Raw genomic sequence first — 15,934 nt, 5'->3', positions numbered from 1 at the left:
GGCACTTTTTGAGGAAAAAAAAAGTCTAAAAGTCTTATCCAACAAGGTTTTTAGATTTATTCAGCAGACCCTACCTAATTTTCAGGGAAAAAGTACCTCAATTTTCCCCCTGATCACTCCCATGCCTGGTACTTTTTGATTGACAAAAAGTCTAAAAGTCTTACCCAACAAGGTTTTTAGATTTATTCAGCAGACCCTAAGTAGGGATTGGAAATTCTCTCCTATCGTCCCAGGGACAATCGCTTTGATGCGGTGAGCGTGGAATTAGGTCAGTTGAGTCCTGTCGGTTGATATTGATTGTGTTTAATTTAGTTTGCGATCGAGTTGAGGATCAGTCAAGGGAGAAGGCAAAGGCGAATAGGACGTACTGCGCCACAATATCTCACGGAATGAGGATATACAGCCTGAGAAGGAGTAAAACAAGAGAAACTACCTGAAACTCCTTCTTCTGTGCATCCCTCTATTTAATAGTTTGCCCTCTTTGCAATAGCCTTTCTCGTCTCTTTTGACGGGATTCTGTTTCCAGTTGGGCGAGTATATCGTCTAAAAAAAGATTATAAAGCTCAATCTGGCGGTTAGTTTCCCGTAAGCTTTCAAGACATTGTTTTCTCGTTGCTTCATCGGGATAGGAGGTGCGGTAAGTCATCATAAGTTCCATTGCCTCTTTACTTCATCAACACTAGCACTAACAGCATCCACACTGGCTGTTCCTTGCAAAATCGCTCTTTCTAACATCTCTAGCATCGTATTTGAGAGAGTCGGCTGCTCTTGTAAAATTCTCAGCAGGATATTATTAATTCGGGAGTAGGAATTAGTTATCCTCTCTCTGGCATTAGATAATTCTTCTAATTCTGATAATGTCCGTTCATTTTCCCCATATTCTGTAAAAAGTTGCCATTCCGTTGCCGATGCCTACTCTATCTGATCCGCTAGTTGACGCAGTAGATCAAAAATGCTCGTTAAGGTTTCCTCCGGTAATGTAGCCATATTCAATTATTTCTATTATCCCCAGTCTATAATCTGGTTGGTACGAGGTAATCCTGTTTAATTTAGTTTGCGATCGAGTTGAGGATCAGTCAAGGGAGAAGGCAAAGGCGAATCCGACACACTGCGCCACAATATCTCACGGAATGAGGATAGTTCGCCTGAGAAGGAGTAAAACAGGGAAAAGAAAGCGATCGCTAGTGTGAGAGATATATAACTTAAGATTTGTACGCGATCACGACAAAGCAGAATTAATAGTTCCAATGGTTCAGGGAAATGAACTGATTAGCAAGAGGGACGTTAGCCGTTTCAAGATTGGCGATCGCATTGACAATTGCCTTGAAGTCCATATTTTTAAAGCGGTTAGCGTTACGGTAAACCGCTAAGATACCCGAATGGCTTGGATTGGCTTGGTGCAACTCTTCAAAGTCATCGCAGTTATGAGTTAGCAGAATCCGATTTTCCTGTATGGCATAGTCAAGTACGACATCATCTGTGCAGCCAGTCAAACCAATTTTATTGATCGTCAGTACGTCATGACCAGCAGCCGTAAGTAACTTAACCAGAAGTTGGGATTGCGAGTCCTCATCAAGCAATAATCTTAGGCTCAACACTAATCCCCTTTGCTTCCAGACGGCGGCGTTCTTCTTCTGCTTCTTGCTTGAGTAGCTGCTGATTAGCCTCGCAGTAGTCAATTGCTTCGTAGATAGCAGCCAGGGGTAACTCCCAATTAAGAGCTGCTTCTTGAGGAGTCATCTGGTTGACAATCATATCTGACCAGACATCAAAAGCTTTCAGCCTCCTACCTTGAAAACAAAGCTGTTGTCGCCAGGAATGAGGACGTTTCTCTAAATACTGCCATTGAGTTTTTGCCGCGTTAGTGGTCATGCTGATGCCTTGATCAAAGCTGGTATCCCTAGTTTATCAGCTACAGAAGCAGCGCACCGTCGAAGGCGGCTCTCTTCGAGATCGCACTAACCCAATGTTGTTTGGTGTTGTAACCCAATCGGATTCACAAAATTCTATCTTCCGGTTTTTTAACCTCAGCAAGATCGTAATTCATCTGGAGGCGCAGCCAGACAGCAGGGGTGCTACCGATTGTCTTTGACAAACGCACAGCCATTTCCGGGGAAATCCCCGCCTTGCCATTGATTAGGTTAGATAGTCTAGAGCGTGACACGTTCAGCATTTTTGCCGCAGCTGTAACGGTCAATTCAAGCTCTTCAATCGAACTTTTGACAATTCTGCCCGGATGTACGGGATTTTTCAGGGTCATCATGTTTTTTCCCTCAATGATAATCTACAAGGTCAATGTCGAGAGCGTTTCCATCTTCACCCATCACCCATCCTCAAAATCCCCAAATCACTGAAAATCCTGATGCTGACAAGGAAGTAGTGCAGATACCAGCGTAAGCCATGAGGGTGAGGAATGTAAAGATTTATTAAATATAGGGAAATTGCGGCATGAGATATGATTGATCTGGTTGCCTATTAGTCTAAGTCGAATGAACATTGAACAAGTTATCATTAAAAACCTAAGAAAACTTCCCTTAGAAAAACAACAAGAAGTGTTATCCTTCACCGAATCTCTCACCTCAAGAATTTCCCTCCCTTCCCCAGATTATAGTCTTACTCCCCAGGAAAAAGCTCAAAAATGGCAGAAAGTAATCGCTAAACTTCCTAAAACAAGTGCGAATTTACCTGATGAAGCTTTACACCGTGACACTATGTATGAAGACTAATGACTCAATATTTACTGGATACTAACATTTTGCTTCGGGCGGCTGATACGTCTTCAGCAACTTATTCTTGTAATTACTCAAATCGTCGAAACAGCTAATGAATGTGTTATTATTCCTCAAGTTTTAATTGAATTTTGGGTAGTTGCAACCCGACCCCTTGATGTTAATGGTTTAGGTTGGACTCCAGCACAAGCTACAAATTATGTCAATGATTTATTAGATAACTTTACATTAATTGCAGAAACGCCGGATATTTTTCCCCTTTGGTTTCAATTAGTCACCATCTACAACATTAAAGGAAAACGCACTCATGATATTAGGCTTCTTGCTGTTATGAAAGCTTCTAACATTACCCATTTATTAACCTTTAATCCTGATGACTTTATCCCTATTCCCAATATTACCATCGTTCATCCTCAAGATTTCATTAATTCCCAATAATTAAGCAACAAATCCGACATATCGCGCCACAATCCCTCACGAAAGAGGATAGTTTGCCTGAGAAGGAGTAAAACAGAAGAAAACACCTGAGACTCCTTCTTCTGTGAATCACTGTCTTATGGCGAAAGGAGAAACAGCAGTCTAGAAAAGAGTTCTGGTATTATTTATAGACATCGCCGCGAGGTTTAATAGTTGTAATGACGTATAGATTGTTATTTCTATCTTCAAAAAACAACACTCGATACTTACCTACTCGCAATCTTAGTTCATCTCTTCCGTAAAGGGGTTTAATATCTAATTTTGTAGAATCCGAAATCAAAGTATCCAAAGCTTCAAGAAGACGAATTTGATCATTTTTAGGCATCCTTTCTAAGTAGCGTTCTGCTTGTCTAAGTAGAATATAATCAGCCAAGTTTATCTCCAAATAATTTGTATTTTAATTCTGTTGAAGTGATTCCAGTATCTCGACCGGATAAATAATCTTGCCATGCTGCTTGGCTTTCAGCAAGTTCTTCGGCTGGAATGATCTCATCGTCATCTTTTGGCGCTACGGTCGGCTTGATGATAGTTTTTAAATCCTCTAAAAGTCGCAACTTATCCGTAAGGGGAAGATTCTCTATTTGGCTGAGGATTTCATAGTAAGTTGTCATAGACCTTGATCGTATCAGATAATCCGAACACACCTCAAATAATACCACATCCAGATACTAACCAAAAATGGTAAAAGCGGTGGGCTGTTCACAACCGACTTGGTTCTGCGGTTTCTTTATCGGGATTAAGAAGGAAATATAAAGATTTATTAAATTGTAGCTTTTGATACATTTGTGGGGGGGGGGAGTGTGTAGGCTCTTGCTATCTCCCTTTGGCGTTGGGTTGGGCTGTTGCTTGATCTAGCTGCGAGGGGGGCGCTCCCATTTTAAAAATCTCTCAGCTTCTCATGAACATCATGAACATTAAGAACCTGTCTAATTTTTTGCTTGCAGGCGCGGCACTTGGACTGGCGACTGCTCTGAGCGCCTTGTCACCGCAAGTAGCCCAAGCGGTTGTCGTCGCACCACCTGGTTCCACCCCAGATAACCCGTTGCTGCCCTCGGTTGTGGCAGGAGGCGAATTCCTTTTCCCTAATCCCGAGCCCCGCCGTTGGTTTGACCCACCTTTTGTCTCAAGATTTGACTACTCCCTTGGCTTGGGCGAGTTTTTAAGCTTCATCCTCCCACCTGGATTCAACAGTACCATCGATCTCTATGTGGGTGACATTCTCATAGCAAGCGATCTCATATCTGATGGGTTAACGGAATATTTCTTCTCTACTAACTTCAGCCTAGCTAACGTAACAGCCTTCAGCCTCCGCGACATTTCACCCCTAGTAGATGCGGCAGATCCCACGGCTTTCCCCACCTTCCTTGATTTCACCAGCGGCGCTGGGCCACTGACGATGAAACCGGTTTCCGAAGCGGTTCCCGAACCCAATTCCCTTCTTGGACTATTTGCCCTCGGTACTCTCGGCGCAGCTTCAACTCTCAAACGCAAACTGAAGTCCTCTCAATCCACCGAAAAAGAAACCACAAAAGTAGGCTAAATTGCTTCTAAAAATACCATAAATGCCCCTTCATTTAGTCAGTTGAGGGGGTATTTTTTGTCTATTGTGTATTGTCTATTATTTAATTGCTGCTAACTAATTGACAACAAGAGCGTTTTTTGTGGTAAAATAGTCAGCCTAGTGTAAATATAGTAAAAGTTGAAATGTCTGTCACCCATATTAATAATCTTCAAGACCAGATTTTGCAAAGTATTAAGACTTTACCGCTAGAAAAACAGCAACAAGTCCTTGAATTTGTCAAATCCTTACAAAAAAATTCACGTTTTCAGAAATGGGACAATATTTCAGATGCAGAAGCACAATCGTTACAAAATGAATTTGCTCAAGAGGATATTAGCTTTTCAGAAAGTATTTTACCCGATTATTTATCTCACCTTAAACAAGAGGATAAGGAATAAATGCGAGGCGATATTTATCTAGCTGATTTGAATCCGAGTCGTGGTTCAGAACAAGCTGGTATTCGACCTGTTATTATTGTCCAACATAACAATATTGATCGCTTCACTAGCACTGTTGTTGTAATTCCATTAACCAGTAATTTACGTCGCGCACAAATCCCCAGAACAATGGTTATTCCCGCAGGACAAGGAGGCTTAAATCAGGAATCAGTAGCCTTATGTTATCAAATTGTTGTTATTGATAGACAACGACTTCAGAGATAGTTGGGGACACTTTCTTCTAGTTATTTACAGCAATTGGAAGAGGCGATGCGATACACATTAGATTTAACATAAAACCCTAATATGAATGTTTAATTAGTTTAATTTTCTTTCTGGAAAACTTGAACTTTAAGTCTCTTGGTAGTCAGTACACTCGGCGCAGGTGCAACCCTGAAGCGTAAACTAAAACCATCCAAATCTACTGAAAAAGAAACCAGAAAAGTAGGCTAAATTGCTTCTAAAAATACCATAAACGCCCCTTCATTTACTCCCTTGAAAGTGACTATTTTTTCCACCTTTTTAAACTCTAAAAATTTCAGAGTTCACAGCTTATCGCTTACTTAAGACGGATGATTATTAGGATTTTCCATCAGCAATCCCTCACTGATCACAGCGACATTCAATTCATTATCTGCCGAGACAAAAGTGATAGAAGGTAAACCACTAGCTAGGCAAAGTGTATTAACAGCACAACCTACTGCTAACTGGATTGCGTCATAACCTCTTAAACCATAAGTTTCCGCTAATACCATTCCTGAATTAATTATACTTTCGGTAATTTCAATGACTTGATAATCTTTAAGCGAGTCCTTTCTCAACTGATGAACTATTGCCGTTGCATCCGTAACGCTAATACTTCCAGTGCGGGATCTTCGCGTAATAGCAGCCACAATTTCTACCTTGGCGATTGCGGCAATAAATATTTCATTATTTAAAGCAGCAGCAAATAATCCCAATACCCACGCTGAACCGGTTTCGCTGATATAACGCTTGACCAAGGCACTACTATCTAAGAAATAAAGTGCCATTTAACGGCGTTCCTCAATAATCGTTTCTGAAATAGGTTTTCCCTCGATTTCAATCAATCGTCGCTCAGTTATCGGTTGAGATGAAGGACGCTTAATCTGCTTGACTAATCCAGCATCAAGAAGAGATTGGTGAAATACCGCTTGTTTCTCAGCTTCTTCTTTATCCATAAGATACTGTTGAATCTTCTGATTAAGCAGCTGAAGTTCTTTTAGCTCAAGAGTCTCAAGCTGATTCAAGATTTGAGTAAGGATTGCCTGTGTCATAATCTGCTACTTTTTTTGCTGTCTGAGTAATTAATATTTTATAGCAAAGTTATAATTGAGTTAGTACAATGGACAGTATCATAAAAATTCACTCTTTAGACCTGCTTGATCGTAAATTTTTAGATTCTAGGCGCTTAATATCCTCTTGCCAGTAGCTGTTGAAAAGCAAAATGATCAAATCCTAGAGAAACGCTTGGATATTTGTTTGATTCTTGGCCAATTCTGCCAATGTCATTCCCTTTGTAAGTCGTTCAATTTCACTGCATCAGCTTAATTCCTTGCCAATAAATCAAATAAAGACAAAGACTTTATCCCCAGTTTTGGCAACTATTCTCGGTGTGAGAGGAGGAGGCAGATTTTGCTGCCGTTTCCTCCTCATAGCTAAGACAGGATCAGTTTTTGCGGTAAAAAATCTTACTGCCTTGGTCACTGACAAAATGACAATTGCGGTAGGACCGCCAGAGAGATTTGAAAATCGGTTCTTTCGAGAGGCGATAATAGTCTCCTAAGACGGGACGGATAGCCTCGGTTGCTTCTTGGAGATGATAGTGGGGAATAGTGATAAAAATGTGATGGGCGACGTGAGTACCAATTTGGTGATGGATGGGATTAAAGATGCCATAATCGCGATCGATGGTAGAAAGCGCCCCTTTGAGAAAGTACCAATCTTGACCGCGATACCAGGGAATATCATCTTCGGTGTGGTGTAGGAATGTCACCAAGTCTAACCAAACCACAAAGACGATATAGGGCATGATGTAGTAGTTAAACAGAAACCAAAAGCCTTGGCTGATACCCACCCCGATTAATAGACCTAACATAAAGGTACAGCAAAAGGTGCTAGTCAGTACCTGCCAGCGTTCCGAGGGGCGAAAGAGGGGGCTTTCGGGCATAAAATGGGACCCCTGTTTATTAGGGGAACGACGGAAAAGATAGAGGGGATAAACAAATAAAATTAGCTGAAAACGAGCTAATTTTTCGTACCAAGCCATATTGTTATACTGGGTTTCCGTGACGGGATACCAACTTTCATCGGTGTCGATATTGCCAGTATTAGCGTGATGGGTGCGATGACTGATGCGCCAACCGTGGAAAGGTACGAGAATGGGAGTATGACTGAGATGACCGATTAAGTTATTTAACCAACGATAACGGGAAAAGGAACCGTGACCGCAATCGTGACCGACGACAAATAAGGCCCAAAACATGGTTCCCTGCATAAACCAAAAAAGTGGGAAGAACCATGCTTGATTAATCTGGTAAGTTATCCAGTAAAGTAGGGTAATGATGCCAATATCAAAAAAAAAGTAGGCTAAAGAGCGAAAAACGCTTGATTGGAAGCAACGGGCCGGGATAGCTAGACGGATATCCTGTAGGGTAAATGGCAAAAATTCTCTTTTTAGGGTGGGTTTAGGTAGGGTTTGGGACACTAGGTTATAACTCAAGATAGATGACAGGGCAGTATTGACGAAAGCTTGAGAACTAAACTTTTCTGTTTCTCGGTGCGCTATCTTTTCTCTATCTCAGCTAGGAGCGGATAAGACCGAGCGATCGAGCGAATTTCGTCTAACTCACCAGAATTATATTGTAGGGCTTAATGTAACTTAACAAAAGCCCCTAGGGAAAGTTAATCACATTCTCCCCCTGTCTGTCCGTCTGTCCCCTTGGACATCTAGTACAATAATATCTGAGAAAATAGATAAGACTCTCGGTTATTCAATCAACATTATGAACGAGTTACCTATTCGTCCAGCTAACAAAAATTTTACCCATAGTCGCTTGACTTTTGCCGATTTTTATGCGGGAATTGGTGGCTTTCGTCTCGGTCTTGAACAAATCGGTTGGCAATGTGTTTTTAGCAACGAAAATAACCCAGATTGTGTGAAAACCTACAATCACAATTTTCATGAATCCATAAAACCGCAAGATGTTGAAGCTTTAATTCCTAGCTTACTTCCCGATTTTGAGGTTTTTTGTGGGGGATTTCCCTGTCAGCCATTTTCCAGAGCAGGACAACAAAAAGGTTGGCAAGACAGTCGCGGACTAGCCATTCAGGAAATTCTCAGAATTTGCCATGAAAAAAAGCCTAAAGTTATCTTTCTTGAAAATGTTAGTAATATCGTGCGCTTAAATCAAGGGCAGATATTAAAAGATATATTAATCCAGTTAAAAGAAATAAATTATCTGGCTTTTTATGCAGTTATCGATAGTAAATATTTCCAAATTCCTCAATCAAGACCTCGCTTTTTTTTATTGGCTTTCCGAAAGGATTTAGGAATTAAAAACTTTCAATTTCCCCAACCTTGCCATGCAGAAGTGGGTATTGAAAAAATTATTGTTCCAGGGGATTATTCAATTCCCATATCGGGAAAATGGCAGCAGTATATTGATTATTATGCTGGCAGAATTAATGCCGAACAATTATCTTTTCAACTGCCAAAAACAAGAATAAGTATTGAAAGGGCAAGTGTTAATGTAGATTATGATAATTGTATTTATCAAATGAGATCTAGTGGCATCCGAGCAATTTCTATCCAAAAACCCTTTCCTACTTTTGCAGTTAGTGTTAGCGGTGGTGGTGCCATGATTCCAGTGTATAGCAAGGAAAGAAGACATTTAAGTCTCTTAGAAATAAAAAGATTAATGGGATTTGCCGATGATTATTATTTTCCTGTTTCTCGCACCGCTGCTATTAAACAACTTTCTAACGCTGTCTGTCCCCCAGTCATTAAACATATTGGTATAAATATTACTAAATCACTTAATTAGCTCGATTTAGCCGGTCTTCAATATTTTCTTGACTGGGGAAAATAATCTTAGTTACTTCAGGAAAAGCTAAGACGCATTCTGAACATTTATCAGGAGCATAGTTACAAAGATTACAGATTGGCCATTTGCATTTATTACAATAGAAGCAGAGAGCTTGAAAATTGTCATCGGCACTATTTCCACCTTTTTCTACGGGAATCCGATGATCCCAAACTAAACGCACTCGATCCCTAGCATAGGTATTTTGATTGATATTTTCTTTCTTTTTAAGAATTGAGCCAGAAAAATTACATTTATTTTTTTGTTGTTCTAAGATATTTCTCTGAATTAGGGATGAGGGAGGTGTTCTAATCGGTGGTTTAGTAGTAGTAAAAAGTCGTTGATGATCGGAACTATCTAAAATATATTTTTGACTGCCTAATCTTTTTTGTCCTGGGGGAGCATAAATAAAATTAAATCCCTCTTCATTCCAAAGTTCGCTAAAGGGTTTATTAGCATCAGCATAGGAGTCTTGAATTAAATTTTCAGGAATTTTACCCTTGAGTATAGTTTTTATCTCTTGTAAATTATTGGTCGCATTAGTTAGATCGCTCTCACAACCTTCTCCATACCTAATCAGAGTTAGCAAAGCAGCAATAGTTCTTTTTTTATATAAAATAATTACTCTGTTATCATTAAAGATAATTAAATATCCTTTTCCCTGAGGATTCTTGGTAATTTCCCTAATATCTTCTAACTTGATCCCACTCATCTTAATACCTCTAGAGACTACAGATAACTGGCTGTTAAAAATTGTCAGATACCCCCGCCTATCGGCACCCCCCTTATCAAGGTGAGCAGGAGGGATCAAAGACAAAATCTATCTTCAATTTAATTGAAACCACCTACTTATATTTATCAAATGAGGTCTAGTGGCATCCGAGCAATTTTTATCCAAAAACCCTTTCCTACTTTTGCGGTTATCGTTAGCGATGGTGGTGCCATGATTCCATTGTATAGCAAGGAAGGAAGACATTTAAGTCTCTTAGAAACAAAAAGATTAATTTTCCTGTTTCTCGCATCGCTGCTATTAAACAACTTTCTAACGCTGTCTATCTCCCAGTAATCGTTACTCTGCCGATGGTTGTGAGTGTCATTTAAGCATCCTCCTCAGTGTGTATTTAAAAGTTTTACATGGCATCAATAGTTCCATCTGACACCTTTTTCGCCTCCCGTTTTCCATCCCTTTCCATTGCGACAATCAATATGAACGAAGCCCTTTTTCGCCCCCCAACCCAAGGCACCATACCAGTGTTGATCTACCCACTTTTGAAATTCAAACACATCTCCATGAGCAGGGCAAATATCGACCGCAGTTCCTCGGATATGCTGCGAGTTACTTACCCCTCCCACAGCACGATTGATTTGCTCAGGGCGATACCCAGAAGTGATGATAATTGGCTTACCGTAGTCATTGCGAATCTTCTCCAACTCTCGCATAATCGTGAGTATGTTATGTTGCACAGTGGTGTCCTGCGGAATGCGTTGGGCATCGTTTCGTAAGTTTTCTCCTAGAGTGAAATGGGGGGTTAAATGGGTGGACATATCACTCCAATCTACATCTTTTGGAGTCAAAATTTTGGGCATTTCCCTAACCACTTCGACTTTGCTAACCTGATCGCTAGATTCTCTCGCTGCCTTGCCTGTTTCGGGTTGTGCGGCTAACTCTTCTGTATGCAAAGGTGTAGAAGGTAATTCTTTGATAACTTGACAAGCTTTATCGTAATAACGTTGACGATCCGCTAGTCCGTTATAACCACCATTAACCTTTTTTGTTACCTCTCTAACAGTTCCACCCCGATCGCAAAGAGCATTCATGTTATTATTCTTCCACCAAAATCCAGCACTGGTAAAAGGATAATTGGCACCAACGTAATCTGCGCCATCCATCACCTTGGGATCATTAATAAAACGAGAAAAAGCTTGATAATTATACTTACCAGTCAATTGAATTGCACCTGCTCCGCGATACTTTTTCCCTTCACCAATTTTCGTATTACCTAGCTCTTTTGCTTTAGGATAGGGGGGATCATATGTTCGTTGAGCAGCTACTTGGCTCGGCCCCCAAATTTCCGTCATGTATTGCAAACCTGCACTTTCATGGGCTGTTTGGCTGAGAAAATGTCTAATTCGTGGCACTGTATTAATTTCAAATCGCTGTAAACAAGAGTTTAAGTCATTGAATTGTTTATCACTCATTTTACGTCCATAGACAGACTCAGCTTGCTGACGAGTTACAAGATTAACGCCTTGATGCTGACTTGATTCTGGCGCGGATACAGATGATAGGCTATTGTCTTTGCTAGATTCTTGCCAAGGTAAATGCCAATGATCCGACCAAAGATACCAAGTGCCAGCACCGTAGTCTAACTCCACTAGGCAATGTCCGTCAATTTCTTCTGAATACTTGAGGACTTTGTACTCTTTGCCCGCAGGAACTTCTTTTTTCTCGTTGTCAGCGAGTTGTGATGAATCAATCGGCTGCTTTTTCAGATAGGTTTTAGTGGTTGCTTGAATCTCTGTTTCGGGGGGAGCGGCGACCAAATCCTCCCGATTCTGGGTTACTGTTGGCGTTGAGGTGACAGGTTTCGCTGGCTCAGAAATTTGAATTTCATCAGGTAAGGCTTTTCCGTCATAGACAGACTCAGCTTGCTGACGAGTGACAAGATTAACGCCTTGATGCTGACTTGATTCTGGCGCGGATACAGATGATAGGCGATTGTCTTTGCTAGATTCTTGCCAAGGTAAATGCCAATGATCCGACCAAAGATACCAAATGCCAGCACCGTAGTCTAACTCCACTAGGCAATGTCCGTCAATTTCTTCTGAATACTTGAGGACTTTGTACCCTTTGCCCGCAGGAACTTCTTTTTTCTCGTTTTCACCGAGTTCTGATGAATCAATGGGTTGCTTTTTCAGATAGGTTTTAATGGTTGCTTTAATCTTTGTATTGGGGGGAGCAGCGACCAAATCTGCCCGATTCTGGGTTACTGCTGACGTTGAGGTGACAGGTTTCGCCGCCGCAGGAAGTTGAATTTCATCAAGTAAGGCTTTTCCGTTAGTCTGTTGACTTAGCCAATCTTGATTTTGGATCAGCCAGTTTTTTATGGAATTATTTCCCCCATCTACTCCATCCCTTTCGTACTCGTCAATAGCTTGCGCTAGTCCTTTCCGCTGCTCAACAGCAAACAAATCCTTGAGGATATTATCCCTTGATTGAGAATTGCCAAGGCCAATTCTAGCGATCGCCCGATTCATTTCGTACTTCCAGCTATCTCCCTCCGTTGATGCCCCTGGTATTCGCAGTTCGATGGCGCGATCGAGATAGAAGATAGCTTTGTCTAAATCAGGAGGCTGTGAACTGATATAAGCATAACCTAACTCTGCATTATACGAGGGATTATTGTTATCACTGGCTACCAGAGCCTCAAAAATCGGAATTGTTCTACTGACCCGATCTTTAAATGTTAGAGTTCGCCTTCCCAAGCTACGGGCATCATGGGCAACATTAAAAACAATTTTTTTAACATCATCAGTAGCGCCTTCAAGTTTCTCTTGCATTTCTGATAATTCTGACTGATTTAGCCCGTTTTGAATCTGCTGGTTGACTAGATTGCGGATGTGTATTTTTTCTTCGAGTTCCTTGGACTGAGATTCTGCTTTCTCTTTGGCTAGGTCAGCGGTTTTTATACGCTCCATTACCTTCTCTAATGCCGCATCCAGGATGGCCTTACCGCCGTAGCCGCCCACCAATCCAGTGACAAAAATTGTGATTTCCAAGCCTTGATCGCCGCGTTGCTTAAGTTCTTGGGGTAAGACAGAATAGGCAATAAATGCCCCGCTTATTCCGACAAAAATTTCCGCTAAAAAGCCGGGGTTGAGATTATTGGGATTTTTCTTACTCCAAGACGGCAATTCTAACTCGCCGTCAAGTAATATGGAGTAAAGTAACCCGCCTAATGCCCCAGCCAATACCAGACTTAGATAGAGAGGATTTATGTTTATATTTATATTTTTGAAGAAACCAATAATATTAATGGCTTTGACGACCTGGATACACTCTAAGGTTCTTTTTGGATCTGGTGGACAGGGAGACGTAGTTGTAAGACTGATTAACCAAGCAAAGCCCAGAGCCATACCAAGTCCAAAGGCAAAGGTAAGAATGAAATTGACAGTTTTTTTGGGGTAGGAAAATTTAGGGAAAAGTTTTTGTTCTGGTTTGTTCATGAACTTAGACTCGAAAACTTAGTTTGTTTACTGTTGAAAAATTAGTTTTATCGGCGGGTATTAATTGGCTTAGATGACTTAATCTCACTGTTACTTATCCGTCGGAATTATCCTGTCCGTTGTTGCTATCTTTATTCAGAGAGCGGGGCGACTTACCTAATAAATCTCCTAACTTACCATTTAGTAAAGATTGGATCAGTAACATACCACTTGTGCAAAGCCTTAACTTGTTAATCCCTTCTCTATTTCCATTTGCGATCAGAAAGCAACCAGCATCAAAGTAACCACAAAAGTCAGTCCTATCGGCACTAAAGAGAAACTGCCGTTACTTGGCGGTGAATTTGATCGGGAAGGATCAGGGGAAGACTGAGCGACAATAACGGGCTCTGTTTGGCTGGGTTGTATTGGTCTCATGTAGTAAAGATTCAGATCAGGAAATTCCAGCGATTCTAACATTTATGGTTTTCCGGTAGATAATATGTTAACAAAAATTTGTAACCGTTCAGGGGTAGATCTGTTTCATTTACAGGGTGAGCGCATCTCAAACCCTATTGACAATTGTGCAATTTTGTGGTTTGCGTGGGCATTTCCAGTGATACCAGTCAATCAGAATAGTTACGAACTCTTAATATTTGGTCGATTTTTGCTTAACAATTGAGATAGAAAATTATACTCAAATATGCCTGAATCACCTTCTAGGTGAGCAACTCACATAAGCTGTTAAAACCCGAAAAAAAAGGGCGAACAAAATTCACCCTAACAGACACAGTAATCATCCTACAAAGTACCGATAAACTGATCAAGGCGATCGAATCCTTTTTCAATCGTCTTTAGGTCTGTAGCGTAGGAAAGACGAATACAATCATCGGCACCGAAAGCAATACCGGGGATAGCAGCTACTTTTTGGGTTTCGAGCAGTTTCTGACAAAAATCCCGTGATTTTAAACCAGTTTGACTAATATCGATAAACACATAAAAAGCACCGTTGGGAGTAGGACAATTGAGTCCGGGAATGGCTCGCACTCGTTCTAAAATATACTGTCGGCGCTCGCTAAAAGCTTTGACCATTTCCTCGATGCAATCTTGGGAACTCTCCAAAGCAGCGATCGCACCGTATTGGGCAAAAGTGCAGACATTGGAGGTACTATGACTTTGGATCTTAGTCATAGCCTTGACAATTTCCACCGGTCCTGCTATGTAACCGACGCGCCACCCCGTCATCGAGAAAGCTTTAGCAAAACCATTACTAATAATACTGCGCTGAAAGATTTCCGGACCAAAAGAAGCGATACTGCGGTGAATTGCGCCATCGTAGAGGATTTTCTCGTAAATTTCATCAGAAACCACTAAAATATCCTTTTCAACCACAATTTTTGCTAAAGCTGCGATTTCTTCGGGAGTATAGACAATACCGGTGGGATTAGAGGGAGAATTGAGAACAAATAATTTAGTTTTCGGTGTAATTGCCGCTTCTAGCTGTTCGGGGGTAATTTTATAGTGATTCTCTAGGCTAGTGTTGACGATAACCGATGTTCCCCCCGCTAACGTCACCATTTCAGGATAACTCAACCAGTAGGGTGCGGGAATAATTACTTCGTCCCCCGCTTCAATTAACGCCATGATCAGATTGTAGAGAGACTGTTTACCGCCATTGGTGACGATGACATTATCGGCATTGTATGCTAGTTGATTATCCCGCAGCAATTTCTCGGCGATGGCTTTTCTTAACCCCGCTTCCCCGGCAGCCGGTCCGTAGCGAGTTTTTCCCTCATCGAGGGCCTTTTTCGCGGCAGCTCTGATGTGAGTGGGTGTGTCGAAATCTGGCTCCCCGGCGCTAAAACTACAGACATCTTCGCCGTTTTTCTTCATTTCCTTGGCCAGAGAGTCGATAGCTAGGGTAAGGGAGGGGGTGACTTGATTGACTCGTGACGCTAGTTTCATAGTATTTTACCCTGAAAGGGCTTTTCTGATGACCTACACAACCTTTAGTATTGTCCATTACCCCGATTGTTCTGGGTGTTTTTTTATATAATCTCCGGAATTGCGGCGCTTAGGTATGGGAATGGGGAAGTGGGGTGTGGGGTGTGGGGTGTGGGGTGATGGGGTGTGGGGTGTGGGGTGTGGGGTGTGGGGTGTGGGGTGTGGGGTGTGGGGTGTGGGGTGGTCACTGCGTGCGCGTTGCGGGGGGAAGTGGGGTGTGGGGTGTGGGGTGTGGGGTGTGGGGTGTGGGGTGTGGGGTGATGGGGAAGTGGTCTGTGTGGTGTGTGCTGAAGGCTAACTGGGGTGTGGGGTGTGGTGTGTGGGGTGGGGGGTGTGGGGTTAGTGTTGTTTGGGTTGTGGGGTGTGGGGTGGGGGGTGAGGGGGTTGTGTTTTATGTGTTATGGGGTGTCAGGTGGGGTG

17 protein-coding genes and 3 pseudogenes are annotated in these 15,934 nt (G+C 41.7%); 8 read left to right on the top strand and 12 right to left on the bottom strand.

Going from position 1 to position 15,934, the window contains the following annotated elements:
• Positions 1 to 460: 460 nt before the first annotated feature.
• From O9295_RS15600 to O9295_RS15585, 4 genes are all read right to left on the bottom strand, one after another.
• Complete coding sequence (locus O9295_RS15600) at positions 461 to 649, bottom strand: hypothetical protein (protein ID WP_002783384.1); 189 nt, start codon at positions 647 to 649, stop codon at positions 461 to 463.
• A 586-nt stretch (positions 650 to 1,235) separates the two neighbouring features.
• On the bottom strand, positions 1,236 to 1,598 hold the full coding sequence (locus O9295_RS15595; protein ID WP_287767606.1) for a DUF5615 family PIN-like protein: 363 nt from the start codon (positions 1,596 to 1,598) through the stop codon (positions 1,236 to 1,238).
• Entirely contained in the window at positions 1,573 to 1,872 is a 300-nt protein-coding gene (locus O9295_RS15590; RefSeq protein WP_004159912.1) for a hypothetical protein, read from the bottom strand. The genes O9295_RS15595 and O9295_RS15590 overlap by 26 nt, the downstream gene beginning before the upstream one ends.
• A 124-nt stretch (positions 1,873 to 1,996) precedes the next feature.
• Complete coding sequence (locus tag O9295_RS15585; RefSeq protein WP_261779434.1) at positions 1,997 to 2,263, bottom strand: HigA family addiction module antitoxin; 267 nt, start codon at positions 2,261 to 2,263, stop codon at positions 1,997 to 1,999.
• Positions 2,264 to 2,489: 226 nt separating this feature from the next.
• Between O9295_RS15585 and O9295_RS15580 the strand changes: the two genes are divergently transcribed.
• A complete protein-coding gene (locus O9295_RS15580) occupies positions 2,490 to 2,726 on the top strand; it encodes a hypothetical protein (protein WP_008202209.1) in 237 nt (78 codons plus the stop codon).
• A pseudogene (locus O9295_RS15575) lies at positions 2,726 to 3,167 on the top strand (type II toxin-antitoxin system VapC family toxin). The gene O9295_RS15580 and the pseudogene O9295_RS15575 overlap by 1 nt, the downstream one beginning before the upstream one ends.
• A 160-nt stretch (positions 3,168 to 3,327) precedes the next feature.
• Here the strand turns inward: O9295_RS15575 and O9295_RS15570 are convergent.
• Together O9295_RS15570 and O9295_RS15565 are read right to left on the bottom strand one after the other, a co-directional pair.
• Positions 3,328 to 3,531, bottom strand: coding sequence for a type II toxin-antitoxin system RelE family toxin (locus tag O9295_RS15570; RefSeq protein ID WP_002731958.1), 204 nt, complete (start codon positions 3,529 to 3,531; stop codon positions 3,328 to 3,330).
• Positions 3,532 to 3,571: 40 nt separating this feature from the next.
• Positions 3,572 to 3,817, bottom strand: a complete 246-nt coding sequence (locus tag O9295_RS15565; RefSeq protein ID WP_002734321.1) for a hypothetical protein — start codon at positions 3,815 to 3,817, stop codon at positions 3,572 to 3,574.
• Between the two features lie 296 nt (positions 3,818 to 4,113).
• Here O9295_RS15565 and O9295_RS27880 point away from each other — a divergent pair, with 296 nt between their 5' ends.
• The 4 genes and pseudogenes from O9295_RS27880 to O9295_RS15545 all read left to right on the top strand — a co-directional run.
• Positions 4,114 to 4,746 (top strand): PEP-CTERM sorting domain-containing protein, encoded by a 633-nt coding sequence (locus O9295_RS27880; RefSeq protein WP_502846508.1) that lies wholly within the window; start codon positions 4,114 to 4,116, stop codon positions 4,744 to 4,746.
• 164 nt (positions 4,747 to 4,910) lie between these two features.
• Positions 4,911 to 5,165: a hypothetical protein gene (locus O9295_RS15555; protein WP_288033726.1), complete on the top strand. Its 255-nt coding sequence runs from the start codon at positions 4,911 to 4,913 to the stop codon at positions 5,163 to 5,165.
• Positions 5,166 to 5,501 (top strand): annotated as a pseudogene (locus O9295_RS15550) (type II toxin-antitoxin system PemK/MazF family toxin).
• Positions 5,502 to 5,552: 51 nt separating this feature from the next.
• Positions 5,553 to 5,657: pseudogene (locus tag O9295_RS15545) on the top strand (PEP-CTERM sorting domain-containing protein); the annotation flags it as partial.
• 110 nt (positions 5,658 to 5,767) lie between these two features.
• On the opposite strand, the gene O9295_RS15540 reads toward O9295_RS15545, so the two are convergent.
• The 3 genes from O9295_RS15540 to O9295_RS15530 form a co-directional block, all read right to left on the bottom strand.
• Positions 5,768 to 6,235 (bottom strand): type II toxin-antitoxin system VapC family toxin, encoded by a 468-nt coding sequence (locus tag O9295_RS15540; protein WP_012266338.1) that lies wholly within the window; start codon positions 6,233 to 6,235, stop codon positions 5,768 to 5,770.
• The gene (locus O9295_RS15535; RefSeq protein ID WP_002800342.1) at positions 6,236 to 6,499 is read right to left on the bottom strand and encodes a hypothetical protein; all 264 of its coding nucleotides are present in this window, start codon (positions 6,497 to 6,499) and stop codon (positions 6,236 to 6,238) included.
• A 392-nt stretch (positions 6,500 to 6,891) separates the two neighbouring features.
• Positions 6,892 to 7,929 carry a fatty acid desaturase gene (locus tag O9295_RS15530; RefSeq protein ID WP_288033725.1) on the bottom strand — a complete coding sequence of 346 codons (1,038 nt, stop codon included), beginning with the start codon at positions 7,927 to 7,929 and terminating at the stop codon, positions 6,892 to 6,894.
• A gap of 298 nt (positions 7,930 to 8,227) precedes the next feature.
• On the opposite strand from O9295_RS15530, the gene O9295_RS15525 reads away from it, so the two are divergent.
• On the top strand, positions 8,228 to 9,268 hold the full coding sequence (locus tag O9295_RS15525) for a DNA cytosine methyltransferase (RefSeq protein WP_288033723.1): 1,041 nt from the start codon (positions 8,228 to 8,230) through the stop codon (positions 9,266 to 9,268).
• Here O9295_RS15525 and O9295_RS15520 read toward each other — a convergent pair.
• Positions 9,261 to 10,019, bottom strand: coding sequence for an HNH endonuclease (locus O9295_RS15520; protein ID WP_288033721.1), 759 nt, complete (start codon positions 10,017 to 10,019; stop codon positions 9,261 to 9,263). The two genes, O9295_RS15525 and O9295_RS15520, sit on opposite strands and share 8 nt — an antisense overlap.
• Positions 10,020 to 10,142: 123 nt before the next feature.
• On the opposite strand from O9295_RS15520, the gene O9295_RS15515 reads away from it, so the two are divergent.
• Complete coding sequence (locus O9295_RS15515; RefSeq protein ID WP_288033718.1) at positions 10,143 to 10,373, top strand: hypothetical protein; 231 nt, start codon at positions 10,143 to 10,145, stop codon at positions 10,371 to 10,373.
• 74 nt (positions 10,374 to 10,447) lie between these two features.
• Here the strand turns inward: O9295_RS15515 and O9295_RS15510 are convergent, their stop codons facing one another.
• Both O9295_RS15510 and O9295_RS15505 read right to left on the bottom strand, forming a co-directional pair.
• Positions 10,448 to 13,534, bottom strand: coding sequence for a D-Ala-D-Ala carboxypeptidase family metallohydrolase (locus O9295_RS15510; RefSeq protein WP_288033715.1), 3,087 nt, complete (start codon positions 13,532 to 13,534; stop codon positions 10,448 to 10,450).
• A gap of 777 nt (positions 13,535 to 14,311) precedes the next feature.
• A complete protein-coding gene (locus tag O9295_RS15505) occupies positions 14,312 to 15,475 on the bottom strand; it encodes a pyridoxal phosphate-dependent aminotransferase (protein ID WP_288033713.1) in 1,164 nt (387 codons plus the stop codon).
• Positions 15,476 to 15,934: the final 459 nt, after the last annotated feature.

Source organism: Microcystis sp. LE18-22.4A, assembly GCF_027531105.1.
In the GTDB taxonomy this organism is placed as follows: domain Bacteria; phylum Cyanobacteriota; class Cyanobacteriia; order Cyanobacteriales; family Microcystaceae; genus Microcystis; species Microcystis aeruginosa.
The sequence above is the reverse complement of the archived record's forward strand: the minus strand, read 5'-3'. Positions and strand labels throughout refer to the sequence as shown.